This is a genomic window from Armatimonadota bacterium (genome assembly GCA_031432545.1).
GTDB lineage: Bacteria > Sysuimicrobiota > Sysuimicrobiia > Sysuimicrobiales > Sysuimicrobiaceae > Caldifonticola > Caldifonticola tengchongensis.
Genome location: JAVKGX010000001.1, coordinates 159,996 through 184,123 on the forward strand (window position 1 = coordinate 159,996; position 24,128 = coordinate 184,123).

Sequence of the window (24,128 nt, forward strand, 5' to 3'; positions counted from 1 at the left end):
GCGCGTGCCGGACGGGATGACGACGGCAGCCCTGTTCGTCGCCGGTCTGGTCGCGCTGGTGGCGGGAGCCGAAGCGCTCGTGCGGGGTGCGTCCCGCTTGGCCGGCGCTGTGGGTGTTTCGCCGCTGGTGATCGGTCTGACGGTCGTCGCCTATGGCACCAGCGCGCCGGAACTCGCCATCAGCCTGCAGGCGGCCTTGACCGGTAAGGCCGGACTGTCGGTGGGCAACATCGTCGGCAGCAACATCTTCAACATCCTGTTCATCCTCGGGCTGTCGGCTCTGATCACGCCGCTGAGGGTGGACCAGCAGCTGGTGTGGCTGGACGTCCCCGTCATGATCGGTGTCTCCGTCGTCCTGTTCGTGATGGGGCTCGACGGCGTCGTGGGGCGGTGGGAGGGCGCGGTGCTGGTCGCCGGCGTGGTCGCCTACACCGCCTTCCAGATCCGTGCCAGCCGGCGCGAGAGCGAACACGTCCGCGAGGAGTACGAGAAGGAATTTGGACATCCTCCACCGGCGGTGCCTGCGACGTGGTTGCGCAACGGGCTGCTGTGCGCGGCCGGTCTGGCCCTCCTGACGGTGGGGTCTCGGTGGCTGGTGGACGGAGCGGTGGCGATCGCCCGCTCCGTAGGCGTGAGCGAGCTGGTGATCGGTCTGACGATCGTCGCCGCGGGCACTTCGCTGCCGGAAGTGGCGACGTCGATCGTGGCGGCGCTGCGCAAAGAGCGCGACATCGCGGTGGGCAACCTGGTCGGCAGCAACATCTTCAACGTCCTCTCCGTAGCGGGGGCGACCGCCCTGGTCGCACCGGCCGGGCTCGCGATCCCCGAGGGCGCGCTGCGGTTCGACATGCCGGTGATGGTGGCGGTGGCGGTGGCCTGCCTGCCGATCTTCGCGCGCGGACACAGGATCGACCGCTGGGAAGGCGGTCTGTTCTTCGGATACTACGTGGCCTACGCGCTGTACGTGGTCCTGGAGGCCGCGGAGCACGACGCGCTGCCGGTGTTCAGTGCGGTCATGACCGCGTTCGTCCTGCCGATCACCGTGATCACGCTCGTCGTGGTGGGGGTGCGCCACGTGAGGAGGAACCAGCGGTGAGGCCCGCTGGCGGAGGGGGTGGGATTTGAACCCACGAGGCAGGTTTTGCCCGCCTACACGCTCTCCAGGCGTGCCGGATCAGCCGAACTCCCGCACCCCTCCGGCCTGGCAGAAGACAGTGTACAGGAAGGACGGTCGCCCGTGAAATCCGGACGGTGAGCGGCGGCGTCGGTCCGCCGGGCTAATGCTGCCCGTAGCCGCGCTCGTACGCTTCCCGCACCTTCTGGATTTCGTGGGACGCCAGCGGCACGGCGCCGCCCAGGACCTCCGCGTACAGCTGGACGCGTGCCACTTCTTCCACGATCCGCGCCCGGAACAGTGCTTCCTCGACGGTTTCGGCCACAGCCACCAGGCCGTGGTTGGCCAGCAGCACCGCCCGGGCCGCCCGCAGTTCCCGCGCGACAACCTCGCCGAGTTGCGCCGTGCCGGTGGTCGCGTACGGTGCGACGGGGACGGCCGCTCCCAGCACTGCCGCCCCTTCGGCCATGGCGACCCGAATGGGCTTTCGCGCCACCGCGTACGCGGTCGCGTAGGGGGAGTGGGTGTGGATGACCCCGCCGACTTCGGCCGACGACCCGTAGATCGCCAGGTGCATCCGAAACTCCGTGGACGGGCGGCGGTCTCCCTCGGCCACGTTGCCCTGCAAGTCCATCAGCACGATGTCTGTGGCCTCCAGGGTGTTGTAGGGCAGACCACTGGGTGTGATCGCGACCAGGCCGGTTCCCGGATCCCGGCCGCTGACGTTGCCGGCAGTACCAGCCACGAGGCCGTAAGCCGCCATGCTCCTGGCCGCGGCCACGACCCGCGTGCGCAGATGCTCCAGTCGCACGCGACAGCCATTCGCGCGACCCCGCCGGCACCCCTGCTGCGTTCCGCAGCAGGAAAAGGGCGCGCCGGCGCGCAACAGTCCATCGGGGGGTGATATCGATATGCGACGCAGATGGCTCTTCCTGGTCGTCGCGTCTGTGGCGCTGTCGGGTTGCGGAAGGGGCACAGGCCTCCTTGACGGGCGGGTTGCCGGCCCTGCGCAGGGGGAGGCGGGCCGGGTGATCGTCGTGTTCCGGCCCGGCACAGCACCCGGCGCAGCGGGACGCGACCTAGCGGCGCGCACCGGGGCCCAGTTGGTGCATGTCTACGCCTCGGTCTTTCCGGGCGCCGCCCTGCTGCCGCCGGCGGGTGTGAACCACGACGCCTTCGCCGCCGACCCTCGGGTGCGGTTCGTCGCGCCCGACCGCCTGCTGCGGACCTTCCAGCAACAACTGCCGACCGGGATCGACCGCGTGGAGGCCGACCGCAATCCCACCGCGGCGATCAGCCAGAAGCGCAACGGAGTAAACGTTCACCTTGCGATCCTGGACACCGGGCTCGATCGTGGGCATCCCGACCTGAACATCGCCGGGGGCTACAACGCGACCACCATGCGGCGCGACGACTGGCAGGACCGCGACGGCCACGGCACCCACGTCGCCGGAACAGCCGCCGCCATCGACAACGGCTTTGGCGTCGTGGGCGTCGCCCCGGGGGCTCCGGTGTGGGGCGTCAAGGTCTGCAAAGGGCTGATCTGCCTGCTGAGCGACATCATCGCCGGGATCGACTGGACGATCGAGCAGAAGAGAAACGGCCGGGTCGATTTCGCGGCGATCAACATGAGCCTCGGCGGCGGCGGTTCGTCGGACGACAACTGCGGCCTGACGCAGGGCGATCCGTTTCACACTGCGGTTTGCGCGGCCGTCGACGCCGGGATCGTCGTGGTGGTGGCCGCGGGCAACGAGTCCGCCGACGCGACGAACGTCACGCCGGCGGCCTACCCGGAGAGTTTCACGGTGTCGGCCATCGCCGACTTCAACGGCAAGGCCGGGGGCGGTGCTGCCCCCACGTGCCGCAGCGACGAGGACGACACCTTCGCCAACTTCAGCAACTTCGGCCCACCGGTGGACATCGCAGCGCCGGGGGTGTGCATCCTGTCGACCTACGTGCGTGGCGGATACGCGACGCTGTCTGGGACTTCGATGGCCACCCCGCACGTGACCGGCGCGGTGGCGCTGTACCTCGCCGCGAACCGCCGCCCACCGGCGCGGGACCGCCGCGGGGTCGAGTCCATCCGCAAGGCCATCGTCGACGCCGGTATCCCGCAGACCCACGACTGCGGCTTTGCGGGCGACCCGGACGGCCTGCCCGAACCCCTGCTGTTCGTGAACGCCAAGGCGTTCAAGGGAGACGGCACCTGCGAGATGGCCGACAGCACGACACGGACGCTGAACCGATGAGAACACCGGGGCGGGAAGGCAGCACGATCCACCGCGACACCGCCGAAAGGAGTGTGGCATCGAGATGGCGCGTTTGTCGATCCGAGTCCTGAGCACCCTGATCGCGGCGGTGCTCGTGGCCGGCTGCGCCGCGTCGGGGGTCGTCCCCTCCGACCGCGCGGCCGTCGCGGGGACCACCTACACAGGTCGGTCGGTCGAGTACGTGAACGACGGCGACACGCTGCAGTTCTATCCGGCGATCAGCGGGTCGAAGTCCGTACGCTTTCTGAACATCGACGCCCCTGAGATGGACGGCGACACGCAGGAACCGTGGGCGACCCGCTCGCGCGATCACCTGCGCCAGCTGCTGCCCCAGCGGACGAAGATCACTATTGAGACAGACGTGGAAGCGAAGGACGCCTATGGGCGGATCCTCGGCCACGTGCGGCGCGAAAAGGACGCGCTGAACACCAACCGGGAGCAGCTGCGCATGGGGCACGCGGTCACCTACGTGATCTGGCCGAACCAGGCCTACTTCGAAGACTACCGGCAGGCTCAGATCGAGGCGCAACAGAACAGCCGGAACATCTGGGATCCGAGCCATCCCCTGACCGAGCTGCCCTTTGTCTACCGGTGCCGGATCAACAACTGCACGCTGTCCAAGCCGGTCGGGGACTACTTCACGAAGAAGTACGTGGATCCGGCGGACTGGGGCAAGGTCCACGTGAACAACCGAATCTTTTTCTGGAGTGAGAACGACGCACACGCCGCCGGTTACACGAAGTGCCCCAAGGACGCGGACGGGAACTATGACCAGAGCTGCTTCGCGGCGGGCAACTGACCCACGGTGAGGAGGGCGGTGCGCGGATCCGGTCGTCAGTAGGCGGGCGGCGCGTAGACGTTGACCGTGTGCAGCGACCGCGTGCCGGTGTTGCGGATCTCGTGCGGCTCGCCGGCTTCGATGAGGAGCAGCGAACCGGGCCGCAACCGCACCGTTTTCCCTCTCACGACGGCTTGCCCCTCACCGGAGACGACGTAGAGCCACTGGTCGGAGTCGGGGTGGACGTTGTCCGGCCCTCCGGTGGACTCCCCGGGTTCTAGCACCATCGTGGCCGCCTGCGACCTGTGCGTGCCGGCCACGACCTCGAAGAAACCGGCCATCGGCTGGGTGTCCACATGCTTCATCGTCTGCCTTCCCCCCGGGACGACGCCCCCTCGCACCACGGGTGCGTGTCCCCTCCGGCCAGCTTCAGCATAGGAGACCGGCGGCCGCCTGTCGAACCGCAGCCGTGAGATCGAACGTCCCCACGTGGGGGTCCGATCGGAGGAGACGATGGCCGCGCGAGAGGGCGTCTTCGCCAGTCCTGAGGAAGAGCGGTCCTACCTGAGCGCCGTCAAGGCAGAACTGGGTGCGGCCCAGACCAAGGACGAGGTCGTCGCGGTCTGGCGCAAGCACTACCTCAAGATCGGTCACCGCAAACTCGGCCGGCTGCTGCTGGGCCGTTCGATCGACGAACTCGTCCGGTCGAAGTGACCTGCGATCGGCGGACGACCGCCCCAATCCCCCGTCCCCACCGCCGCGACGTCCCTCTCCCTAGGGCCCGGGCGACATGGCCAGCACCCCGGCGCTGCGGTTGAGCGGCGTGGGATTCACCTACCGCGACGCGGCGTCTCCTGCCCTCGACGGGGTCGACCTCGCCGTCCACCGTGGCGAAATGGTGGCCGTGGTCGGGCCGAGCGGTGCCGGCAAGTCGACTTTGTGCCTTTGCGCCAACGGCCTGATTCCCCACTTTGTCCGGGGTACTCTGTCGGGACGCGTGGAAGTGTTTGGCGCCCCGACGCGGGATCGTACGGTGAGCCAGCTGGCGCGCGATGTCGGGCTGGTTTTCCAGGACTTCGAGGCGCAGCTGTTCAGCACGAGCGTGGAACTCGAAGTTGCTTTCGGTCCGGAGAACTTCGCCGTGCCCCCCGACGAGATTCGCCGCCGCGTCGCCCACGCGCTGCAGACGGTAGGACTTACGGGGTTCGAGCGCCGCGAACCGGCGACGCTGTCGGGCGGCGAAAAACAACGCCTGGCGATTGCCTCGGTGCTCGCGTTGCAGCCAGGAATCCTCGTGATGGACGAGCCGACCACCGACCTGGATCCGCTCGGCAAGGAGTCAGTGTTCGAGGTCGGTCGCCGTCTCCGCCGTGAAGCCACCACGCTTCTCGTCGTCGAGCACGAAACCGAGGAGGTCACCGCTGCCGACCGAGTCGTCGTGCTCGACGGCGGGCGGATCGTCGCGCAAGGTCCACCCTCGGAAGTCCTCGTGCGAAGCCACTGGCTTGAAAAGGTCGGTGTGCGGCCCCCGGGTGCGGCCCACCTGTTGGCTCTGCTGGGCGAAGAACCAATCCTGGACGAGGACGAGGCAACCGCGCGGCTGCGTAGGCTCGGCCGTCGCATCCCGCTCGGGGTGCTGGAGGCTCTGCGTCGGCGCGACGCCGCCCGGTCGGCACGTTACGGCGATCCCGTGCTGGTCGTCGAGGGTCTGGTGCACCGCTACGAGGGCGGGGTGGAAGCCCTGCGCGGGGTGGACCTGGTGATCCGGCGGGGCGAGTTCGTGGCCGTGCTGGGCCAGAACGGATCGGGCAAGACCACGCTCGTCAAGCACTTCAACGGGCTGCTCCAGCCGACGGCCGGCGAGGTGCGGGTGGGCGGCCAGTCGACACGCAGACAGAGCGTCAGCCGCCTGGGCCGTGTCGTCGGGTACGTGTTCCAGAATCCCGACCACCAGATCTTTGCGGAAACCGTGTTCGATGAGGTCGCGTTCGGCCCCCGCAACCACGGGCTCGCACCCGAGGAGGTGCATGCTCGCGTGGCCGAGGCGCTCGCGGCGGTCGGAATGACCGGGCGGGAGGGCGACGATCCGTTCGTGCTGACCAAGGGGGAGCGGCAGCGCGTTGCGGTGGCGTCGGTGCTGGCGACGCGCCCTCAGGTGATCGTTCTGGACGAGCCGACGACGGGGCTGGACGACCGTGAGCAACGGAACATGATGGAGCTCGTACGCCGGCTCAACGAGCGGGGACATACCATTGTCTGCGTCACGCACAGCATGTGGGTTGCCGCCGAGTACGCGCACCGGGTCGTCGTCATGAAGGACGGGCAGGTGTGGATGGACGGGACGGCCCGCGAGGTCTTCGCAAGGGAAGGCGACCTCGCCGCCGCGCGGCTTCGCCCGCCCCAGATGGTGCGGATTGCAAACCGATTGGGGGGTACGCTGCTGGACCGCCGGGAAGTGGCCGAGGTGCTGACGCGAAAAGCGCCGACCGGTGCGGACGAAGCGTGAGGCGGGCGACACCATGAAGCTGTACTTGTACGTCGACGGCGACTCGGTGCTGCACCGGCTGGATCCCCGCCCGAAACTCCTTTCGGTGATCGCGGTGATCCTGCTGGCCGTCTCGGCCGAGCACCCGGCGCTGCCGGCCGCCTTGCAGGCGCTGGCCCTGCTCGGCATCGCGGTCGCCGGGGCCTGGTCGTCCCTGCGCCGCGTGCGGGCGCTGCTCGTCGTCATCACGGGCTTTTCGGTCCTCGTGTGGACGCTGCTGTCGCGCGGCGCAACCCCTCTGGTGGGCTTCGTGGCGCTGGAGTCGGTGCTGTTCGGGCTGTCGACGGGACTCAAGCTGTCGGCGACGATCACCGCCAGCGTGGTTTGGCTGGCGACGACACGCAACGAGGAGATCGCGGCGGGATTGATCCGCATGGGCGTCCCGTACCGGATGGCGTTCGCGTTCTCCGCGGCGCTGCGCATGGTGCCGACGTTCGTGGGCGCCGGCGCGACGATCATCGAGGCGCAGAGGGCGCGCGGGCTGGACGTCGAACGGGGCGGGCCGGTGCGGCGGATGCGCAACTACCTGCCCATGATGGTGCCGGTGTTCGCCGCCGCGCTGCGGTCGGCCCACCAGATGGCGATGGCGCTGGAGGCCAAGGGGTTCGGCGCTCAGCCCAAGCGGACGTACCTGTTGCAGCTGCGCATGCACGGCGCAGACTGGCTGGCGGTGGGGCTGGCCGCGGCAGCGGCCGCCGCGTCGGTGTGGATCGCCGCTGGCGGGTATGGCCGCCTGCCCGGCCTGTACAGGTAACCGACCGCCGGCGCCGTATTGGGGATGTCGATGCCGGTTTCGGAAGGGGGGAGGAGCGTGCGCGAACTGGTGACGATGTGGAAGAGCACCAGGATGATCGTCCTCGCGGTGCTCACGGCGGCCATCTACGCCGCGGTGCTAATTCCGTTCAAGGCGATCCCACTCGTTCCGGGGTTCACCGAGATCCGTGTGGCGCAGGTCGTTCCGCCCGTCGCCTCGCTTCTGTTCGGCCCAGCCGCCGCCTGGGGTAGCGCGTTTGGGAATCTGATCGCCGACTTCTTCGGCACCTTCGGTCTGGGCAGCCTGTTCGGCTTCGTCGGCAACTTTTTCCTCGGCGCCCTTCCCTACGTCCTGTGGGGACGCTTGGGCCCGCTGAGCGCGGGCGGGCCTCCCGCGATGCGCGACGGCCGCCAGGTGCTGGAGTTCGTCGTGCTGGTGGTGCTGTCGGCCCTCGCGTGCGCTGGGATCATCGCCTGGGGTCTGGAAGTGCTGGGGATTTTCCCATTCACGGTGCTGGGGACCATCATCGCGATCAACAACTCGTTGTTGCCGGCTGTCGTCGGGCCGTTCCTGCTGCGGCTGCTGTACGACCGCGTGCGGCGCATGGGGCTGCTGTGGACCGACATCATGGCTTCCGCGGACATCGGCGCCGGGCCGGCCGGGTTGGGGACCGCGTTGATGGTCATCGGCGCCGTCGGCGGATGGTTGGTCGGCATGGTTGTCGCAGCGGGCCTGGGAGGCGCGTTCGGCATGCCGGGGTTCGGACAGTTCGGCCGCGGTGGGGCGGCCAGCGTGGTCTGGGGTGTGACCCCGTTCATGGCGGCGCTCGCGCTGGCGCTGCTGACCTGCCGCCCCCGCCCGGAACTGTACGCGCGCAGCTGAGATGCTGACGACCGCCGGTCGGTCCCGCGCTCAGGAGACGGCCGCGCGGACCCTGTCGAGGTCGTCGGCGCCGATGACGATACGGTTGGCTGTCGCCAGGTAGACGACGTCGACGTTCGCGCCGGCAGCGGCGATCTTGCGCGCGATCTGTCCCAGAGCGCCCGGCCGGTCCTCAGCCTCGAGCACCAGCACGTCGCGCTCCCCGCGCACCTCGATGCCCACGTCCTCCAGGGCGGCGCGGGCGGCGGCGGCATCATCGACCAGCACGTGGAGGATCCCCTTGCCCGCCGCTGTGAACCCGCATATGCCCTCGATGTTGATGCCGGCTCTGCCCAGCGTCTCGCCCAGGGCCGCGAGCGTGCCCGGCCGGTCTTCCAGCACGACGGTGAGGTCCTTCGCCATCGCTGTCCCTCCTGGGTGTCATCTGGTGAAAGGCGTTTGACACGGTGGCTTCGACTCCTGGCGACGTGCTGTCAGCGCAGACGCCAGAACGCGCCCGCTGCCGCTCCGGCGACGAACAGCACGTAGGACGGACGCTGCACAAGCCCGAGCAGGAGGCTGTCCACGGGAATCACCGATCCGGCCTGGCCCACGGCCAACACGTTGGGGGCGACCAGCGTAAGCCCGATCGCCACCGAGGCAGCGGCGGCGATCGCGACCGGAGAGCCTGTGCGCCCCCCTACGACGCGGCGGATGCCCTCGCCGGCGAGCGTGCCCACGGCGGGGCCAATGAGGATCAGCAAGAGCACATATCCGGACAGGATGGATAGCCCCACCGCCCCGGCCGCGGCACCGATCCCCGTACCGGTCAGCAGCACCACGGCGAGCAGGCGCGACCCGACCCTCAGGGTCTCCGGTACGGGGGCGATCCCACACCGCCCGCACTTCATGCCCACCGGTGTCTGCACCAGACAGTCCGGGCAGATCGGGGTGCCGCAGGTGGCGCAGGTGAGCCCCGTCTCGACCGCAGGATGCGTGGCGCACTTCATCGTTCACCGCCGGAGGATGCGAACGCAGGCGAGCGCACCTGCCCGCGGTGCGTCCGACGCCGCCGTTGTCTGCGTCAGTCGGGATCGGCAGGTGACGCGGCCCCGCCGGTGGGCAGGATGGCGTGGATCTCCTGCGCGACATCGGGGCGGCCGCCGTCGCCCGTCGGGGTCTCGGTGCTCGTCCTGCGCGCGTGTTTGCGGGCCAGCTTGCGCTCCCGCTCCGCTTTCTTTTTCAGTTCGCGCTGCCGCTTGTTCGCGCTGTAGCGTGGCCGTGCCATGCGACCCCCGCAACCTCGAATTCACCGCCGCGCGGTGTGCTGTCATCGTCTCACAGGTCCGCGTGCGTGCGCCACCGCCGTGGGGTGCGTCGGACCGCTCGTTGCTCGTACGCGGTGAAAAGGAAAGGGGCGTCGGGGTGGCGGAGGGGGTGGGACTCGAACCCACAAGGCCCACGAGGGCCACCGGTTTTCGAGACCGGCCCCTTAGCCAGTTCGGTGCACCCCTCCGCAGACTCCAGTCTACCGTCACCGACCGTTCGTGAGAAGCACACGCACCCGCCCTTCCCGCTGTGCACTCGGTGTGGTGGGTTCGCAGGGCTTACCGAAGGTCGCGGAAGAACCGCCGCAACAGTTCGCCGGCCTCCTTCGCCAGCACACCGGTGGACACCTCGACGCGGTGATTGAGACGAGGGTCGTCGCAGATCCGGAACAGCGTGCGCACCCCGCCGCTGTTGGGGCTGTCGGCGCCGTAGACCAACCGCGTGATCCGGGCGAGCACGACGGCTCCGGCGCACATCGCGCACGGCTCCACCGTGACGTACAGGGCGCATCCTTCCAGCCGCCACGATCCCAACGCGCGCGCCGCCTGGCGGATGGCCAGGATCTCGGCGTGGGCGGTGGGGTCGCGCAGCGACTCACGCATGTCGTGACCCCGGGCGACGATGCGCCCTCGGTGGGCGATCACGCAGCCGATCGGCACCTCACCGTACGCGGCCGCCCGCTCGGCCTCCGCGAGCGCCTCGCGCATCAGCGTTTCGTCGTTCACGGCGCCGCCCCGACCATTCGCCGGGCCCTGGCGAAGATGCAGTCCAGCATCTTCTCCGTGAGCTTGCCGGTGTTGGTGTTCTGTCGGCTCGGGTGGTAGGTGCACAGGATCCGTGGCACCGGTCGTCCGCCCATCGCACCTGGGAATCGGATCAGTGCGCCGTGCGCGAAGGCGGGCCGCGGGCGTGGGAGGGCAAGGCCCAGATGCGCCAACGCACGGAGGACCGCGTCGAACGCAACCCTCCCGAGCGGGACGATCACCCGTACGTCTGGCAAGAGCCGCAACTCCCGCACCAGGTAGGGAAGGCAGTTGGCGAGTTCTGCAGACGACGGCCGATTGCCGGGCGGCGCGCACCGGACGGCCGCGGTCAGGTAGGCGTCCACCAACCGCAGCCCGTCGCCCCGGTGCGTGCTGGTGGGCTGGTTGGCGAACCCGGCGCGGTGCAATGCTCGGATCAACCAGACCGACGCGCCATTGGGGAGATCGCCGGTGAACATCCGGCCGGTGCGGTTGGCTCCGTGTGCGGCGGGCGCCAGCCCGACGACCAGCAGCCGCGCGCGGGGGTCGCCGAAGCCCGGGACGGGCTTGCCCCAGTAGTGCCAGGCCGCATACTCCGGTTTCTTCTCCCGGGCCACGCGCTCACGGTATTCGACCAGTCGCGGACAGCGCCGGCATGCGACCACGTCCCGTTTCACCCCTCGCAGCGTATCGCGGGCCATGTCCGAGATCTCTGATGCGGCACCCGCGCAAGCCCGCAGATGCCAACAGACCCTATGCTAGCAGCGCAGCCGCCGGCGGCAACCGCAGTGCCCGCGGGCGCGGAGGAAGCCGCCGGTCCGGCCGCCAACAGAATCCGGTGGAGGTGGATCGGGATGGAAACCTCGGTGCTGGGTGGGGCGGTCGTCTGGCGTCCCAGCGAAGCCTACGTCGAGCGCAGCCGGCTTCGGCGCTTCATGCGGGAGCACGGAATCGCCGACTACGACGACCTGTACCGCCGATCGATCGAAGACATGGAGTGGTTCTGGAACGCGGCGTTGGCGGAGATGAAGGTCGAGTGGTACCGACCGTACGGGCAGGTCTGCGACGCGTCCCGGGGCGTCGAGTGGGCGCGGTGGTTCGTCGGCGGCAAGACCAACCTGGCACACAATTGCCTGGACAAACATCGGCGTGCCGCGACGGCCGACAAGCCGGCGATCCACTGGGAAGGTGAAGACGGGTCGACGCGTACGCTGACCTATCGCCAGCTGCACGCAGAAGTGTGCCGGGCAGCGGCGGCCTTGCGCAGCCTGGGCGTCGAGCGGGGCGATCGTGTGGCACTGTTTTTGCCGATGATCCCCGAGGTCGCCGTCGCGCTGCTGGCGTGCGCCAAGATCGGCGCCATCCTGACGCCCGTCTTCTCCGGCTTCGCAGCGGACGCAGTGGCCTCGCGCGTGCGCGACTGCGAGGCGAAGGTGATCGTGACCGCGGACGGCTTCCACCGGCGCGGGCAGGTCGTGCCGATGCTGCGGACTGCGGACGCCGCGGCCCAGGCGTGTCCGAGCGTACAGCACATGCTCGTGGTGCAGCGCGTCGGCACTTATGAGGGATGGCAGCCCCGCCGCGATGTCTGGTGGCACGAGGCGACCGCGGATGCCCCAGACGAGGTGCCCACCGAGGTGATGGACGCCGAGGATCCCTTCATGATCATCTACACGTCCGGGACCACCGGCCGTCCCAAGGGCACGGTGCACGTGCACGCCGGCTTTCCGATCAAGGCAGCCCAAGACATGGCCTTCCACTTCGACGTGCAGGAAGGCGACGTGATGTTCTGGCTGACCGACATGGGTTGGATGATGGGGCCGTGGGAGGTGCTGGGCGTCCTCGCGCTGGGCGCGACGATGGTCCTGTACGAGGGCGTGCCGGATCACCCGCATCCGGGCCGTCTGTGGGAACTCGCAGCGCGCTACGGCGTCACGGTGCTGGGGATCGCCCCGACCGCGGTGCGGGCGCTGATGAAATACGGAGACCGCCTCCCGCAGCAGCACGACCTGAGCTCGCTGCGGGTGCTGGGCTCCACAGGGGAGCCGTGGAACCCCGAGCCCTACCTATGGTACTTCCACAATGTCGGCGGGCGCCGGTGTCCGATCATCAACTACTCGGGAGGAACCGAAATCTCCGGCGGCATCGTGTGCGGCACCGTGCTGCACCCATGCAAGCCCTGTTCGTTCGCGGGGCCGTGCCTGGGAATCGCCGCGGACATCTACGACACCGACGGTCGTCCCGTTCGGCCGGGAGAAGTCGGTGAGCTGGTCATCACCCGACCGTGGCCGGGGATGACGCGCGGCTTCTGGCGCGATCCGGGGCGTTACCTAGAGACGTACTGGTCGCGGTGGCCGGGGGTGTGGGTTCACGGCGACTGGGCCGCGCGGGACGCCGAGGGCTTCTGGTACATCCTGGGACGGTCGGACGACACGATCAAGATCGCAGGCAAGCGAGTGGGCCCGGCGGAAGTGGAGTCGGCGCTGACGGCCCATCCCGCGGTGGTGGAGGCCGCGACGATCGGTGTGCCCCACGAGGTGAAGGGGGAGGCGTTGGTCTGCTTCGTCGTGCTGTGTCCGGGCTACGCGCCCTCCGAGGTCCTCCGCGAGGAACTACGCGTTCTCGTCGCGGACAAGCTGGGCAAGGCGCTGCGACCCGAGGAGGTGAAGTTCGTGGCCGACCTTCCGAAGACGCGCAACGCCAAGGTGATGCGCCGCGTCCTCCGCGCCGCCTACATAGGACAGGACCCGGGCGACGTGTCCAGCCTGGAGAACCCGAAGGCCCTAGAGGAGATCGCGCGGGCGCGCTAGTACGCCCCGGGGGGCCCGGCGACGATCGGATCGGCGGCGCTCATGCGGTGCTCTGCGACCGCGAGGGGGTCTGTGTCGACGTCGCCGCGGACGGCCCATCCGATGCGCAGGCGCAGGTAGAGGTCGGGCTGTTCGGGCAACCGCAGTTGGGCCGTGGCCGCCCGAAGCCGCGTCACGACCTCCTCGGCCCGTGTGCTGCCCGCGCCCGGCAACAGGACGGCGAACTGTCCCCCGCGCAGCCTGCCGATGTGGTCGGTCCTCCGCACCTGGGCCCGCAGCATCCGCGCGACCTCGCGCAGCACCAAATCGCCCACGTGGCGACCGAACGCGGCGTTGATCGTGGCCAGATTCTCCACCCCCAACCGGATCACCGACAGGTCCTCACCCGTATGGGGCGAGCGGGCCATCGCGGCGGCGTAGGCGGCGGAGAACGCCTGCTCGCTGTCGGCACCGGTCAGGAAGTCGCGTGCGGCCGCCGTGTATCCTTCCCGCAACGTGCCGGTCAGGCGCGCCCGATCCATCGTGTGGCGCAGAACGAATGACGATGTCTGTGGGGTGTCGTCGATGTAGAAGAAGTCGTCCGCTCCGGCGGCGAGCGCATTCCCAATCACCTGCCGATCGGCACGCACCCCCGCCACCACGATGGGGACTTGACGATAGGCGTGGATGTCTTGCACCAGCTCGATGGGATCGGCACTGGGGGTCCGTAGGTCGAGGAGGATCAGGTCGTAGTGTTCGACCCTCAGCAGTTCCATCGCCTCGGCGGCGTCGGGTGCCACGGACGTCGCCCACCCTGGTTCCGTATAGGTGGGCACCCACCGCCGCGGTTGGGGGTCATGCGTGATCAGCAGCGCGTGCCAGGTCTGCTCACCTCCGGTGCTGCCCCACGCCGCGGCTTCTGGGAATGCGAGCGCTTCTCGGATCCGCCGCACCACTTCGGCGAGCTTGTCGCGCCACCGCTTCGAGGCTCCCATGCGGGCATTTTCCCCTGTGCTCGGTCTGGGATGAGCGTTATCGTCAGGGTCTTCGGCTGATCGTCGGAGCAAACCCACTGGCCTGGAGCGTGCGGGCGATCGCCAGCGCCACGGCCTCCCGGGCCGGGCCGACCACCACCGTATACACGGGGACGCGGTTGGGCTGGACGACCGCCGGGTAGCCGCGCGCCCGCACCTGGCGCGCCCGTGTTTCGGCAGCGGACGGGCTATCGAATACGCCCAGGTCCAGGCGGTACGAGCCGTCGCCGTCCGAGACGACGCTGGCTTCGATCCCGACAGCTGCCAGGGTGCGCCGCCGTTCTTCGGCCGCGCTGCGCAGGCGCAGCGGCGTCGCGACCACGCGAAATCCCGCCTGCCGGTCCGACGTCAGGATGCGTCCGACGACCGCGTAGGACTGCGACAGCCGCGCCACCAGCGCCTCGACTTCGCGCAGGTCCTCGGTGGGGCCGAACCGGATCCAGTATTGGACGGGTCGCGCCGCCGCGGTGGGTGCAGCCGTGGGCGTCCGGCGTGCAGGCCGCGATGTCGCAAGGGATCGGGGCGCAGGGGCGGAAGCCAGGACGGGCTGGTTCGTGGCGGCGATCTCCGGCAGGAGGGTGGGCGGAGCGAGCGGCGTGGGGGCGGCCCGGTTGGTGGGACCCGCCCCTCGCAAGGTGCCCCAAATCGCCACCAACAAGATCGCCGCGGCTAGGCTCCACAGCGCGACGCCGAGGCGGCGGCTCGCCCGATGCGGTTCTTGAGGCTCAGTGGCGTCCGCCAAGGGGTGCCCCCTCCCGAGCTGGCCAAACGTGCAGCTGACGTAGAGTCTTGTTGACTGTTTCCTGCAGAAATCCTTCGGAAGGGTTATGCCCAACCTGTGGACGTCCTAGACTGTACTGTTTCAGTTTAGTGTTGACAGCAAAGGAGGGTCATGTGACGTATCCTGCCCGTTGGACAGCCCCCGTGCGTGGGGAGATGGGAGTAACCGCCTATGACCCTTGAGGCCAGTGTACATGCCTTCCGCCTGCGGGTGATAGCCCGGGCGCAGGCCCTGGGCAACGTCAGCCAGGCCTGCCGGGAGTTTGGGATCTCCCGGACGCTGTTCTACCGCTGGCGACGGCGGTACCTGGCCTATGGGCCCGACGGGGTCTACCCCCGACGATGGGGTCCCAGGCGCGGCCGGCCCTCGGGGCTCAGTGCCCAAGACGAACGAGCGATTCTGGCCCTGGCGCTGGCACAGCCTACCTGTGGGCCGGCCCGGCTGGCTGTGCAGTTGGCCCGCCCCGAACACGGCGCCTGGCACCTGGCCCCGGCCACGGGGACACCCCACGGCTGCGGCGACGCCCGGGGATCCGTGTTCGCGGAACGTCAGCGGACGCCGATCACACGCGCGTAGAACGTCTGCAGCGGCGCGCCCGCCCCCGACAGGCTGTACGCGGTGATCCCTGGCTCACCTGCAGCTCGCCGTAACTGCCCATCTGGCCGCCCCGCACGATCCACGTGTCACCGGCGACCTGCACGGTCACCGCGCCGTCGAGGACGACGAGCTGCGGCCCGAACGGACTGGGGAAGGTGATCCGTCCGCTCACCCAGTTGCTGGCGGCGAATGTTACCTCGATTCACACAACTCAGAAACCAGATCGGAAGATGGCGGTGCGGCCTCGCGGGGGCTGGGTGGCGCGCCCGGAGGGAATCGAACCCCCGACCAGAGGCTTAGGAGTCCCCTGCTCTATCCACTGAGCTACGGGCGCGCAGTCCAAAGCGGATTTTAGCACCGCTTGCGCGGCCATGAGAAATGGCGCGCAGAATCCCGGACGATGTTTACGTCACAGGACAACGGCCGCCGTTTGGCCAATCTAACGACGAGGGGTCCCGACGACCCCAGAAGGAGGAGGAGGATGAGGCGAGTCGCTGTGCCGGTTGTGTGCGTGCTCGTCGTCGCATTCGCACTGCCGGCGCCTGCGCAGGCGCCCGCGGACGTGAACGTGGGTGCGATCTACCTGTGCAACGAGCTCACGCTGCGCATTCGGTTCCCCGCCGGGGGTCAGTCGATCGAGCAGCGACGCGAGGCGGTGCGGCTTCGGATCGTGCGCGCGTACGCCACCGAGCAGGTCACCGCGGCCAACATCGTGGCGCGGCCGGTGGGAGCCGACTGGGCGATCTACGTCGGCCGGCAGCTGATCATCACGGTGGACCAGAACCACGCACGGGCGAACAACACGACGACCGCAGCGCTGGCTCAGCTGTGGCTGGCGCGCCTTCGGGACCTGATGCCGCGGTGCCGGCCGGACCCGAACCCTCCGGGCAGCCGTCCGTAGCAGGCCGTGGTGGGCGAGGGCCGTCGTCTTGGCGACCCGGAACCTCGGGCGCCGCGGCGGCGTATGCACGATTGGAGGTGCTAGGGGGATCGGGAGGTGTGGCGCGCCCGGAGGGACTCGAACCCCCAGCCTTCTGATCCGTAGTCAGATGCTCTATCCATTGAGCTACGGGCGCGGCAAACAGGATTCTATCAGGCGATGTGTCGGGTGTCCACGAAGCCGCTGCTGGTCACGGTGCTCGTGCTGGCCGCCGCCGTGGTGGTTCAGGCGGCCACTCCGACATCGCTGCTGATCGTGCCCGGCCGGTCGGTGGGACCGATCGTCTTGGGTATGCGCATGACCCAGGTGTTCCAGGTCCTGGGGCCGCCCGAGGGACGCGAGCCCGGCGACCAGACGATCAAGTTCTTCTGGCCGCGCCGCGGCCTGACCGTGCGCGTCGACCGGGACGGCCGCGTGGATGCGATCTTCGTGGAAAGCCCCGCGTACCGGACGGCCCGAGGCGTCGGGGTCGGCAGCACGCGCGACGAGGTCGTGGGTGCTTATGGGCCGGCCCCCCAGGCCCAGGAGGACCGTACGACCCTGATTCTCTCCTACACACCGCTGGGGATCACCTTCGCGATCGCCAAGGACCGAGGAAGCCGCGTTCACCTGGTGATGGTCTATCTGGGCAGCGAGTGACGCCATCCGTTATACAGCCACTCACCTGGCGCAGCCCTTCCCGCTGTGACCTTGCTTGTGCGGGCACTCCGTTGGCGGAGGGGGTGGGATTCGAACCCACGGGCGGGTTTTACCCCGCCACGGTTTAGCAAACCGCCGCCTTGGACCTCTCGGCCACCCCTCCCAAGCGCAGTGTACAGTCAACCGCCGCAGGTGGAAAGCGCGGCTGCCCGCTTCCGACCGATGGATCACCGGCCGTACAGCTCCAGGATCAGCGCGACGTGTTTGATGCCGTCGACGTAGTCGCGTATCCGGATGTTCTCGTTGGGCGCGTGCACGTTCGTGCCCGGATACCCGATGCCCGCCCCGACCGCCGGCGTGCCAAACTGGGCGCAGACGACGTCCATGGGTCCGGTGGCGGCCATCAGCGGGTAGACGATCGGCTCGCGTCCGTAGACTTCTCGCGCCGCGTTCGCCACCACCCGCGCGATCTCGGAGTCCATCGGCGTCTTGGCGGGGTTTTCGAGTCCGAGTTCGTCGACCTCGATGTCGCCGAACCCGTGACGCGACAGGTGCGCGCGCAGTTTGGCGAGCACGTCGTCGGCGCGCTGATTCGGCACGAGGCGGAAGTCGAGCTTCGCCCGCGCGACCTTGGGGAGTACGGTCTTCGATCCTGCGCCCGTGTAGCCCGACACCAGACCGCAGATCGTGCAGGTCGGCTGATACAGATGACGCTTGAGCAGCTCCAATCCGGACAGTCCCAGGAGATAGCGGTCCAGCTCCAGATCCCGGAGCAGCGCCTGGTCGTCCCGCTGGGCGGCGATGCGCCGCAGCTCCTGTAGTTCGTCCGGTGTCGGCTCGGCCACGTCGTCGTAGAATCCCTCGATCAGGATGTTCTCCTGCCGGTCCTTGAGCGTCCCCAGTGCCCAGACCAGCCGCCACGCGGGGTTGGGGACGATCGTGGCCAGCGAGGAGTGCAGGTCGCGGTTGGCCGCGCGCGCCCGCAGTTCCACGTAACAGATCCCCTTTACGCCCAGGTAGAGGTTGGGGGTCTCCTGGTGGTCCTTGCCGCCCGACTCCCACAGGCAGCCGTCCGCCCGGAACAGGCTCGCATGGTGGTGCGCGTAGCGGGGCAGGTTGACACTGCCGATCTCCTCTTCGCCCTCTACCAGGAACTTCACCGTGACCGGGATCCGCCCGCGCACGTCGTGCAGGGCACGTATCGCGCTCAGCCGTGCCACCAGATTCCCCTTGGTGTCGGCCACGCCGCGACCGTACAGCTTGCCGTTGCGGATCTGCGGGTCGAACGGATCAGACTGCCACTCCTCGAGGGGTTCGGGAGGCTGTACATCGTAGTGCTCGTAGATGAGCAACGTCTTTGAGGCGTGCCCCGGGATCTCGCCGTACACGAGCGGGGCAGCTCCCTCCAGACGGAGCACCTGAGTGCGCGCTCCGGCTTCTTCGAGCATCCTCGCCACCAGGTGCGCGCACTCCTCGATTCCGATGCCCTGGGCAGCGACGCTCGGCTGCCGCACCAGGCGCTGCAGTTGGGCGAGGTAGTCGTCCGCGTTGCGTTCGATGTGGTCGAAGACGTCCTTCATGGGCCTCCCGTTTTCTGACAAGCGTCGTAGGTGGACGGTGGAGAGCCGATTACGAACACAGGATACGGGGACGGCTCGCCTCGCGCAAAGCGGTCTTCCCAGGGTCGCAGCGCCCGGATCAGCCCTGCGACGTCCAGACCCAGGCAGCCTGAGGCGTAGGGGGTCAGCTTGTCGACGGCGCGGCGCAGCAGCGTGACCGCGCCGTGCCGGTTGCCCTTCTCGTGGTGGTAGAAGGCGGCGCCGACTTGGATGAGGCCGTGATAGAAGGCCCGATCCGGTCCCTGCATCTGCCGCCACACACCCTCGAAATATTCGTGGCACGAAAAGAACAGCCCGCAGTCCAGCAGAACCAGACCGCGGTACAGTACGTCCGGCAGCCGATCGTGCGACGGATGCCGGTGCAGGTGGGCGACCGCGCGGTACAGCCGCCGTGCCTGCGGCGCGAAGTAGCCCCAGTGGGGCCGGTGGGCGCGGGGTAGGGCGATGCGGTCGCCGCCGCGCCAGAGGATGCGTCTGCGGGTGGCGGGCCGCAGGTCGGCGGGGTCGAGCCGCCAGCCGATCGGTGCCGCGAGTTGCCGCGCGCTGACCCTCACGGTGCTTAGCGACACCGCCTCGCCAGCCGACGCGATGGCCGCGTACGCGCCGAGCCAGGCGGTGCACCGCGCCTGGTGGGGAGTGGCCACCGCTTCGAGGGTGAGTTCGCTGAGCGCGTGCTTGAGTCGGATGTACAAGGCGGTTTTCCGACGCGGGCGGCGCCTACGTCCCGGCGGAGCCGGTTTCCAGCAGGCGGCGCAGCGCATCCGGGTCGAACTGGGGCAGGGAGCAGGACGTCCCCACGCACACGAACGCGGCGGCCCCACCGCCCGTGCGCTCGGCCATCGCGCGCACGGGCGGTAGGAGGTCCTCGTGCGCAGACTTCCGTTGGACAATCCTGTCCGGATGCGCGGCGCGCCAAGCGGCCGCATGCAGGGCGTGCGCCGCGGGATCCGCCCGGTCGCCGACGACGACCACGTGCGCACCGGGCCGCAGGTGGCGGCTGGCGGCCAGGAAGTACGTCGCCGCGAAGTAGCCATGGGCGGAGGCCGTCTGGCCGAAGACGTGTAGGATCTCCTCCGCCCGCTCCCGCCACTGCATGTCGCCCGTAAGCGTGGCGAGGTCCTGGAAGAACAAGGCGGCCACCGCGTTGGCGCCGGGCGTGGGGGCGTCCTGGATCGGCTTGTAGGGGACCTCCAGCGCCGGACCCCGTGCTGCGCCGTGCGGCACGTCGAAGTACGCACCGCTGGAAGGATCGCGGTAGTCGGATTCCAGCAGGGCGGCGATGCGGCGCGCAACGAGCAGATGGTGTGGGTCCCCGGTACACTGGTGGGCCAGCAGGAGCGCTGCACCCATGTGTACCTGGTCGTCCAGCGTCCTCGGTCCCGTGGGGTCGCCGAGCACGTGCGGGAAACCGGACGCCTCGTCGAACCCCTCGCGCAGGAAGCGCTGCAGTGCGCGCAACGCCTCGTCGCGATACCGGGCGGTATCGGTGGCTTGGTGGGCCACCAGCAATGCCGCGATGGCCATGGCGTTCCAGCTGGTGTACAGGGTGCGGTCGACGAACGGCGCGGGCCGGGCGGTGCGCCCGGCACGCATCTTGCCGACCGCCGACGCCAGCCGCCGGGTGACCTCGGCTTCCGATCTGCCCAGCACGGCGGCGATTTCGGACGGGTCGGCGGCCACCCACAGTACGTTGCGCGCGGGGTCGTGAGGCATCTCGCCGCGCTCGTGCAGGTCAAACCGCCAGCGCACGACTTCGAGTTCCTCCGGCTCGAGCACCTCACGCGCCTCATCGAGTGTCCACGTGTAGTACCCTCCGTCGTCGCCCGGGCCCACGTCGGCGTCCTGGCTGGCACCGAAGCCCCCGTGGGGATCGCCGAGGGTGTCCAGCAGGAAGGCAGCGGTGCCGTCGACGACCGCGCGAAACAGCGGTCGGCCCAGCAGCAGGTTCGCGCGCGCATACGTAGCAAGCAGGGCGGCGTTGTCGTACAGCATCTTCTCGAAGTGGGGCACGATCCAGCGGGCGTCGGTGCTGTAACGGTGGAAGCCGCCTCCGAGGTGGTCGTAGATCCCTCCGCGCGCCATGCACTCCAGGGTGCGCTCAGCGACGACCTCCATCCACGCCTCCCGGCGGTACCACCAGTGATAGAGGATCAGGTCGAGCGCCGAGGGGTGCGGGAACTTCGGGGCCGACCCAAATCCGCCCCAGCGGATGTCGAACGCGCGGGCGATCTCGTCCAAGGCAGCCTCGATCTTCTCCGGTGAGGGGTCCGCAGACCCGGCAGGGCTTTGGGCGCGGCGCAACTCCTCGGCGAGCTTCGCCGCGAACTCCAGCGTGCGGTCACGCTCCTTGCGGTAGGTGTCGGCGACGCTGCGCAGGATCCGCTTCAACCCCGGGCGTCCGTGCGCGTCCTCCTTGGGGAAGTAGGTGCCGCCGTAGAACACCCGTCCGTCCGGGGTGAGGAACGCCGTCAGCGGCCACCCACCCTGTCCGCTGATCGCACTCACCGCGTTCTGGAACCGGACGTCCAGGTCGGGACGCTCGTCGCGGTCGACCTTGATCGCCACGAAGTGTTCGTTGACGATCGCGGCGACTTCGGGATCGTCGTAGGACTCACGGTCCATGACGTGGCACCAGTGGCACCACGCCGCGCCGATGTCCAGCAGGATCGGCTTGTCCTCCTCGCGGGCGCGGCGGAAGGCCTGCTCGCACCACGGGTACCAGTGGATCGGCTGATGCGCAGCAGCCCGTAGGTACGGACTGCGGGCGTCGTGCAGTCGGTTGGCCATCGCGATGTTATTGTACGGGAAACGGGCGGAGGCGACGCCGGCGATCCCCACGTGGGGAGCGCCGTCCAGCGCGGCTGCGGGCTACTGTCGGGTGGCGTCCAGGTAGTTGAAGCGGAGGTCGGCGATGTGCATGAGCAGCTCGCTCAAGACGTCACCGTGGACTTTGCCCTCGAGGAGCTCGGCGAGCCGGGCGGCGCCGTCGATCGCCAGGCGGGCTTGTTCCAGGTCTTTCTGCTCTCGGCCCGGGATCAGGCCTAGGTGCAGCCTGGCCTTGTGGGTGAGCAACCCGACGCACCAGACGATCACATCGGCGGTGGACGTCGTCTCGAACATCTCCACAGGGTTTACGGTCTCTTCCGTGCCCATACATCACCCGCAGGCAACCGGCTCGCGGCTGTAGGTGGGCACCGCCTGCGGCTCGGCTCCCCGCTAGAATTGTTCCCCGCATCGGCCTCCGATAGACTCAGCTCCTGGGGACCGCGGCCGGGCGGCGCCTCAGCCACTGGATCGCGGCCACCGCGAGGATCCCCGCGATCGCGGCGACGTCCTCCAAGGCGGACGGGTAGATCAGCACCACGCCGGCCACTGCGAGGACGGCCCGCTCCAGCGCCGTGGCTTGGGCCACGAACCAGCCGGTGACGGCTGCAGCGAGTCCACTCAGACCGAAGATCGCCGTCGTCGTCGTGTAGGCCACGGTCTGCCATGGTGCCAGCAGCAGCAACCCCAGCCCCGCCTGGTGGATGGTGAACATGAAGGGCACCACGAACGCCGGCAGCGTGTACTTCCATGCCATGAGCATCGTGCGGAACGGTCGACCACCGGTCAGGGCGGCGGCCGCAAGGGGTGACAGCCCCACCGGCGGCGAGACCTCCGACAGGATGGCGTAGTAGAAGATGAACATGTGCGCGGCGAGTTCGTGCACGCCGAGTTTCGTCAGGGCGGGCGCCACGATCACCGCCGCGATGATGTAAGTCGCGGTGATCGGCAGCGCCAGTCCCAAAACCCACAGCGCGATCGCCGCGAAGACGAGCGTCGGCAGGATCTGGCCGCCGGCGTAGGCGACGATGACGTCGGAGATCTTCAGGCCCAGCCCGGTGAGGTTGACGACCCCGACCACGATCCCTGCCGCGGCACAGGTCACCGCGACGTTGAGCACCTGGCGCGTCCCGTTGTCGAGCGCAGCGATCGTCTTGGAGGCGTTCACGACCACCGGTCCAATCCGGACGTCGCCCGGCTCTCGGTGGGTCCCAGCCCTCCGCACGGTGAGCAGGGCGGTCTCGCGGCGCAGCAGACTGGTGGCCCAGGCGATGAGGGTGGCCCAGTACACGGCCTTGATCGCTGTGAACCCGGCGATCATCAGAGCGGGGATGACCACGAGCGAGGAGAGCAGGTACCAGTAGCGCGCCACGAGCCGTACGGGGTCTCCAGCGTCGATGGGGACCTGCCGCAGCGACATCCGGCGCGCATCGAACTCGATCATGAGCATGATCGAGAAGTAGTACAGCACCGTCGGGATGATCGCCATCATCACGACTTGGAGATAGGAGATCTTCAGGATCTCGGCGATGATGAACGCCGCCGCGCCCAGAATCGGCGGGGAGATCACCGCTCCGATGCCGCCCGCCGACAGCAGACCGCCCGCCGACTCGCGGTCATATCCTGCACGCTTGAGCATCGGGTAGGTGATGGCCCCGACGGTGACGGTGGTGGCCACCCCGCTCCCCGACGGCCCGCCGAGCAGGAACGAGGCCACCGTGACGGCTTGTCCGGGGCCGGTGCGACGGCGACCGGTGAGGGCAAGGGCCAAGTCGACGAAGAACCTCCCCGCTCCGGAGGCGTCCAGCACGGCGCCGTAGATCGTGAACAGGATGATGAACGTCGCCGAGACCTCCAACGGCACGCCGAAGATGCCTTCCAGGGTGATGAACAGCTGGCCGACGACGCGCACGAGATCGTAGCCGCGGTGCGTCCACGGTTCCGGCAAATACGGGCCGACGAAGGCATAGACGAGGGCACCCAGGACCAGGACGAGCAGAGCATTGCCGACGGTGCGGCGGGTCGCCTCCAGCACGAGGAGGATCGTGAGGATGCCGAACAGCATGTCCAACTGCGTGGGGATGTATGCACGGTAGATGAACTGCTCGAAGTCGATCAGGACGTATCCCAGCGCCGCTGCGCTGCCGCCTGCCAGGCACAGATCCCAGACCGTTGGGCTGCGGCGCTGCAGCGAACGCTTCGTGCCCGGGTACAGCAGAAAGCTCAGGACCAAGACGATGAGCAGGTGCCGGGTCAGGTGGATCTGGCGGATGAACGGCACGGTGGCGGAGTACAGGTGGTACAGGGAAGAGGCGACGGCCAGAAACGTGACGAGGGCGGCCCACGCGCCACCGAGGTGTCGGGTCTTTCCCTCGTAGGCCTCGACGAGTTCCTTGATCTCTTGGTCGGACTTGACCGGTGCGAGGTCACGCTCGTTCATGGACCCCTCGGACGGCACTCGGCCGTGGGCGGTCGACAGATCCGTCGGATCGGGGCGCGATGCCTGCAGCTC

Annotated in this window: 26 protein-coding genes and 5 tRNA genes; 11 read left to right on the forward strand and 20 right to left on the reverse strand. The window is 68.9% G+C overall.

Annotated elements, in window-relative coordinates; all coding sequences use genetic code 11:
- Nucleotides 1-16 precede the first annotated feature (16 nt).
- A complete protein-coding gene (locus QN163_00815) occupies nt 17-1,096 on the forward strand; it encodes a calcium/sodium antiporter (GenBank protein ID MDR5682560.1) in 1,080 nt (359 codons plus the stop codon).
- 7 nt (nt 1,097-1,103) lie between these two features.
- On the opposite strand, the gene QN163_00820 is transcribed toward QN163_00815, so the two are convergent.
- Together QN163_00820 and QN163_00825 are read right to left on the reverse strand one after the other, a co-directional pair.
- Nucleotides 1,104-1,198, reverse strand: a tRNA-Ser gene (locus QN163_00820).
- A 79-nt stretch (nt 1,199-1,277) separates the two neighbouring features.
- Nucleotides 1,278-1,925, reverse strand: coding sequence for a class II aldolase/adducin family protein (locus tag QN163_00825; protein MDR5682561.1), 648 nt, complete (start codon nt 1,923-1,925; stop codon nt 1,278-1,280).
- A 217-nt stretch (nt 1,926-2,142) separates the two neighbouring features.
- On the opposite strand from QN163_00825, the gene QN163_00830 reads away from it, so the two are divergent.
- Together QN163_00830 and QN163_00835 are read left to right on the forward strand one after the other, a co-directional pair.
- Nucleotides 2,143-3,363: a S8 family peptidase gene (locus QN163_00830; GenBank protein MDR5682562.1), complete on the forward strand. Its 1,221-nt coding sequence runs from the start codon at nt 2,143-2,145 to the stop codon at nt 3,361-3,363.
- A 64-nt stretch (nt 3,364-3,427) separates the two neighbouring features.
- The gene (locus tag QN163_00835) at nt 3,428-4,183 is read left to right on the forward strand and encodes a thermonuclease family protein (GenBank protein ID MDR5682563.1); all 756 of its coding nucleotides are present in this window, start codon (nt 3,428-3,430) and stop codon (nt 4,181-4,183) included.
- Nucleotides 4,184-4,218: 35 nt separating this feature from the next.
- Here the strand turns inward: QN163_00835 and QN163_00840 are convergent, their stop codons facing one another.
- Entirely contained in the window at nt 4,219-4,527 is a 309-nt protein-coding gene (locus QN163_00840; protein MDR5682564.1) for a cupin domain-containing protein, read from the reverse strand.
- Nucleotides 4,528-4,675: 148 nt separating this feature from the next.
- On the opposite strand from QN163_00840, the gene QN163_00845 reads away from it, so the two are divergent.
- From QN163_00845 to QN163_00860, 4 genes are all read left to right on the forward strand, one after another.
- Complete coding sequence (locus tag QN163_00845; GenBank protein ID MDR5682565.1) at nt 4,676-4,876, forward strand: hypothetical protein; 201 nt, start codon at nt 4,676-4,678, stop codon at nt 4,874-4,876.
- A gap of 76 nt (nt 4,877-4,952) precedes the next feature.
- Nucleotides 4,953-6,668 (forward strand): energy-coupling factor transporter ATPase, encoded by a 1,716-nt coding sequence (locus tag QN163_00850; GenBank protein ID MDR5682566.1) that lies wholly within the window; start codon nt 4,953-4,955, stop codon nt 6,666-6,668.
- Between the two features lie 13 nt (nt 6,669-6,681).
- The gene (locus tag QN163_00855; protein MDR5682567.1) at nt 6,682-7,461 is read left to right on the forward strand and encodes an energy-coupling factor transporter transmembrane component T; all 780 of its coding nucleotides are present in this window, start codon (nt 6,682-6,684) and stop codon (nt 7,459-7,461) included.
- A gap of 57 nt (nt 7,462-7,518) precedes the next feature.
- Nucleotides 7,519-8,343 (forward strand): QueT transporter family protein, encoded by an 825-nt coding sequence (locus tag QN163_00860; protein MDR5682568.1) that lies wholly within the window; start codon nt 7,519-7,521, stop codon nt 8,341-8,343.
- A 30-nt stretch (nt 8,344-8,373) separates the two neighbouring features.
- On the opposite strand, the gene QN163_00865 is transcribed toward QN163_00860, so the two are convergent.
- From QN163_00865 to QN163_00890, 6 genes are all read right to left on the reverse strand, one after another.
- Nucleotides 8,374-8,745, reverse strand: coding sequence for an ACT domain-containing protein (locus QN163_00865; protein ID MDR5682569.1), 372 nt, complete (start codon nt 8,743-8,745; stop codon nt 8,374-8,376).
- Between the two features lie 71 nt (nt 8,746-8,816).
- Nucleotides 8,817-9,332, reverse strand: coding sequence for a hypothetical protein (locus QN163_00870; GenBank protein ID MDR5682570.1), 516 nt, complete (start codon nt 9,330-9,332; stop codon nt 8,817-8,819).
- A 74-nt stretch (nt 9,333-9,406) separates the two neighbouring features.
- On the reverse strand, nt 9,407-9,610 hold the full coding sequence (locus tag QN163_00875) for a hypothetical protein (protein ID MDR5682571.1): 204 nt from the start codon (nt 9,608-9,610) through the stop codon (nt 9,407-9,409).
- Nucleotides 9,611-9,748: 138 nt separating this feature from the next.
- Nucleotides 9,749-9,838 (reverse strand) — tRNA-Ser (locus tag QN163_00880).
- 91 nt (nt 9,839-9,929) lie between these two features.
- The gene (tadA, locus tag QN163_00885) at nt 9,930-10,376 is read right to left on the reverse strand and encodes a tRNA adenosine(34) deaminase TadA (protein ID MDR5682572.1); all 447 of its coding nucleotides are present in this window, start codon (nt 10,374-10,376) and stop codon (nt 9,930-9,932) included.
- Nucleotides 10,373-11,095 carry a uracil-DNA glycosylase gene (locus QN163_00890; protein ID MDR5682573.1) on the reverse strand — a complete coding sequence of 241 codons (723 nt, stop codon included), beginning with the start codon at nt 11,093-11,095 and terminating at the stop codon, nt 10,373-10,375. The genes tadA and QN163_00890 overlap by 4 nt, the downstream gene beginning before the upstream one ends.
- A 153-nt stretch (nt 11,096-11,248) precedes the next feature.
- Here QN163_00890 and QN163_00895 point away from each other — a divergent pair, with 153 nt between their 5' ends.
- Nucleotides 11,249-13,204 (forward strand): acetate--CoA ligase, encoded by a 1,956-nt coding sequence (locus tag QN163_00895; GenBank protein MDR5682574.1) that lies wholly within the window; start codon nt 11,249-11,251, stop codon nt 13,202-13,204.
- On the opposite strand, the gene QN163_00900 is transcribed toward QN163_00895, so the two are convergent.
- Together QN163_00900 and QN163_00905 are read right to left on the reverse strand one after the other, a co-directional pair.
- A complete protein-coding gene (locus QN163_00900; protein ID MDR5682575.1) occupies nt 13,201-14,178 on the reverse strand; it encodes a diguanylate cyclase in 978 nt (325 codons plus the stop codon). The two genes, QN163_00895 and QN163_00900, sit on opposite strands and share 4 nt — an antisense overlap.
- Nucleotides 14,179-14,221: 43 nt before the next feature.
- Nucleotides 14,222-14,959: an SPOR domain-containing protein gene (locus tag QN163_00905; protein ID MDR5682576.1), complete on the reverse strand. Its 738-nt coding sequence runs from the start codon at nt 14,957-14,959 to the stop codon at nt 14,222-14,224.
- Between the two features lie 210 nt (nt 14,960-15,169).
- On the opposite strand from QN163_00905, the gene QN163_00910 reads away from it, so the two are divergent.
- Nucleotides 15,170-15,574 carry a helix-turn-helix domain-containing protein gene (locus QN163_00910; protein ID MDR5682577.1) on the forward strand — a complete coding sequence of 135 codons (405 nt, stop codon included), beginning with the start codon at nt 15,170-15,172 and terminating at the stop codon, nt 15,572-15,574.
- Here QN163_00910 and QN163_00915 read toward each other — a convergent pair.
- Complete coding sequence (locus tag QN163_00915) at nt 15,561-15,767, reverse strand: hypothetical protein (GenBank protein ID MDR5682578.1); 207 nt, start codon at nt 15,765-15,767, stop codon at nt 15,561-15,563. The two genes, QN163_00910 and QN163_00915, sit on opposite strands and share 14 nt — an antisense overlap.
- An 86-nt stretch (nt 15,768-15,853) precedes the next feature.
- Nucleotides 15,854-15,929 (reverse strand) — tRNA-Arg (locus QN163_00920).
- A gap of 147 nt (nt 15,930-16,076) precedes the next feature.
- Between QN163_00920 and QN163_00925 the strand changes: the two genes are divergently transcribed.
- Nucleotides 16,077-16,496, forward strand: a complete 420-nt coding sequence (locus QN163_00925; GenBank protein MDR5682579.1) for a hypothetical protein — start codon at nt 16,077-16,079, stop codon at nt 16,494-16,496.
- Between the two features lie 99 nt (nt 16,497-16,595).
- Here QN163_00925 and QN163_00930 read toward each other — a convergent pair.
- Nucleotides 16,596-16,671 (reverse strand) — tRNA-Arg (locus QN163_00930).
- Between the two features lie 32 nt (nt 16,672-16,703).
- Here QN163_00930 and QN163_00935 point away from each other — a divergent pair.
- Nucleotides 16,704-17,174 carry a hypothetical protein gene (locus QN163_00935; GenBank protein MDR5682580.1) on the forward strand — a complete coding sequence of 157 codons (471 nt, stop codon included), beginning with the start codon at nt 16,704-16,706 and terminating at the stop codon, nt 17,172-17,174.
- Nucleotides 17,175-17,246: 72 nt separating this feature from the next.
- Here QN163_00935 and QN163_00940 read toward each other — a convergent pair.
- The 6 genes from QN163_00940 to QN163_00965 form a co-directional block, all read right to left on the reverse strand.
- Nucleotides 17,247-17,337: transfer RNA gene (locus QN163_00940), tRNA-Ser, on the reverse strand.
- Nucleotides 17,338-17,401: 64 nt separating this feature from the next.
- A complete protein-coding gene (locus QN163_00945) occupies nt 17,402-18,754 on the reverse strand; it encodes a M20/M25/M40 family metallo-hydrolase (protein ID MDR5682581.1) in 1,353 nt (450 codons plus the stop codon).
- Nucleotides 18,751-19,485, reverse strand: a complete 735-nt coding sequence (locus QN163_00950; GenBank protein ID MDR5682582.1) for a DUF309 domain-containing protein — start codon at nt 19,483-19,485, stop codon at nt 18,751-18,753. Before QN163_00950 ends, QN163_00945 begins: the two co-directional genes overlap by 4 nt.
- A gap of 25 nt (nt 19,486-19,510) precedes the next feature.
- Nucleotides 19,511-21,631, reverse strand: a complete 2,121-nt coding sequence (locus QN163_00955; protein MDR5682583.1) for a thioredoxin domain-containing protein — start codon at nt 21,629-21,631, stop codon at nt 19,511-19,513.
- A gap of 30 nt (nt 21,632-21,661) precedes the next feature.
- The gene (locus tag QN163_00960; protein ID MDR5682584.1) at nt 21,662-21,946 is read right to left on the reverse strand and encodes a hypothetical protein; all 285 of its coding nucleotides are present in this window, start codon (nt 21,944-21,946) and stop codon (nt 21,662-21,664) included.
- 97 nt (nt 21,947-22,043) lie between these two features.
- Nucleotides 22,044-24,056, reverse strand: coding sequence for a TRAP transporter fused permease subunit (locus tag QN163_00965; protein ID MDR5682585.1), 2,013 nt, complete (start codon nt 24,054-24,056; stop codon nt 22,044-22,046).
- Nucleotides 24,057-24,128 lie beyond the last annotated feature (72 nt).

What these genes read in the sequence shown, in the direction of transcription:
- QN163_00865 (MDR5682569.1), bottom strand. Translation starts at nt 8,745, where the DNA reads ATGGCGAAGGACCTCACCGTCGTGCTGGAAGACCGGCCGGGCACGCTC.
- QN163_00835 (MDR5682563.1), top strand. Translation starts at nt 3,428, where the DNA reads ATGGCGCGTTTGTCGATCCGAGTCCTGAGCACCCTGATCGCGGCGGTG.
- QN163_00875 (MDR5682571.1), bottom strand. Translation starts at nt 9,610, where the DNA reads ATGGCACGGCCACGCTACAGCGCGAACAAGCGGCAGCGCGAACTGAAA.
- QN163_00895 (MDR5682574.1), top strand. Translation starts at nt 11,249, where the DNA reads ATGGAAACCTCGGTGCTGGGTGGGGCGGTCGTCTGGCGTCCCAGCGAA.
- QN163_00840 (MDR5682564.1), bottom strand. Translation starts at nt 4,527, where the DNA reads ATGAAGCATGTGGACACCCAGCCGATGGCCGGTTTCTTCGAGGTCGTG.
- QN163_00960 (MDR5682584.1), bottom strand. Translation starts at nt 21,946, where the DNA reads ATGGGCACGGAAGAGACCGTAAACCCTGTGGAGATGTTCGAGACGACG.
- QN163_00890 (MDR5682573.1), bottom strand. Translation starts at nt 11,095, where the DNA reads ATGGCCCGCGATACGCTGCGAGGGGTGAAACGGGACGTGGTCGCATGC.
- QN163_00845 (MDR5682565.1), top strand. Translation starts at nt 4,676, where the DNA reads ATGGCCGCGCGAGAGGGCGTCTTCGCCAGTCCTGAGGAAGAGCGGTCC.
- QN163_00815 (MDR5682560.1), top strand. Translation starts at nt 17, where the DNA reads ATGACGACGGCAGCCCTGTTCGTCGCCGGTCTGGTCGCGCTGGTGGCG.
- QN163_00870 (MDR5682570.1), bottom strand. Translation starts at nt 9,332, where the DNA reads ATGAAGTGCGCCACGCATCCTGCGGTCGAGACGGGGCTCACCTGCGCC.
- QN163_00855 (MDR5682567.1), top strand. Translation starts at nt 6,682, where the DNA reads ATGAAGCTGTACTTGTACGTCGACGGCGACTCGGTGCTGCACCGGCTG.
- QN163_00965 (MDR5682585.1), bottom strand. Translation starts at nt 24,056, where the DNA reads ATGAACGAGCGTGACCTCGCACCGGTCAAGTCCGACCAAGAGATCAAG.
- QN163_00925 (MDR5682579.1), top strand. Translation starts at nt 16,077, where the DNA reads ATGAGGCGAGTCGCTGTGCCGGTTGTGTGCGTGCTCGTCGTCGCATTC.
- QN163_00900 (MDR5682575.1), bottom strand. Translation starts at nt 14,178, where the DNA reads ATGGGAGCCTCGAAGCGGTGGCGCGACAAGCTCGCCGAAGTGGTGCGG.
- QN163_00850 (MDR5682566.1), top strand. Translation starts at nt 4,953, where the DNA reads ATGGCCAGCACCCCGGCGCTGCGGTTGAGCGGCGTGGGATTCACCTAC.
- QN163_00945 (MDR5682581.1), bottom strand. Translation starts at nt 18,754, where the DNA reads ATGAAGGACGTCTTCGACCACATCGAACGCAACGCGGACGACTACCTC.
- QN163_00910 (MDR5682577.1), top strand. Translation starts at nt 15,170, where the DNA reads ATGACCCTTGAGGCCAGTGTACATGCCTTCCGCCTGCGGGTGATAGCC.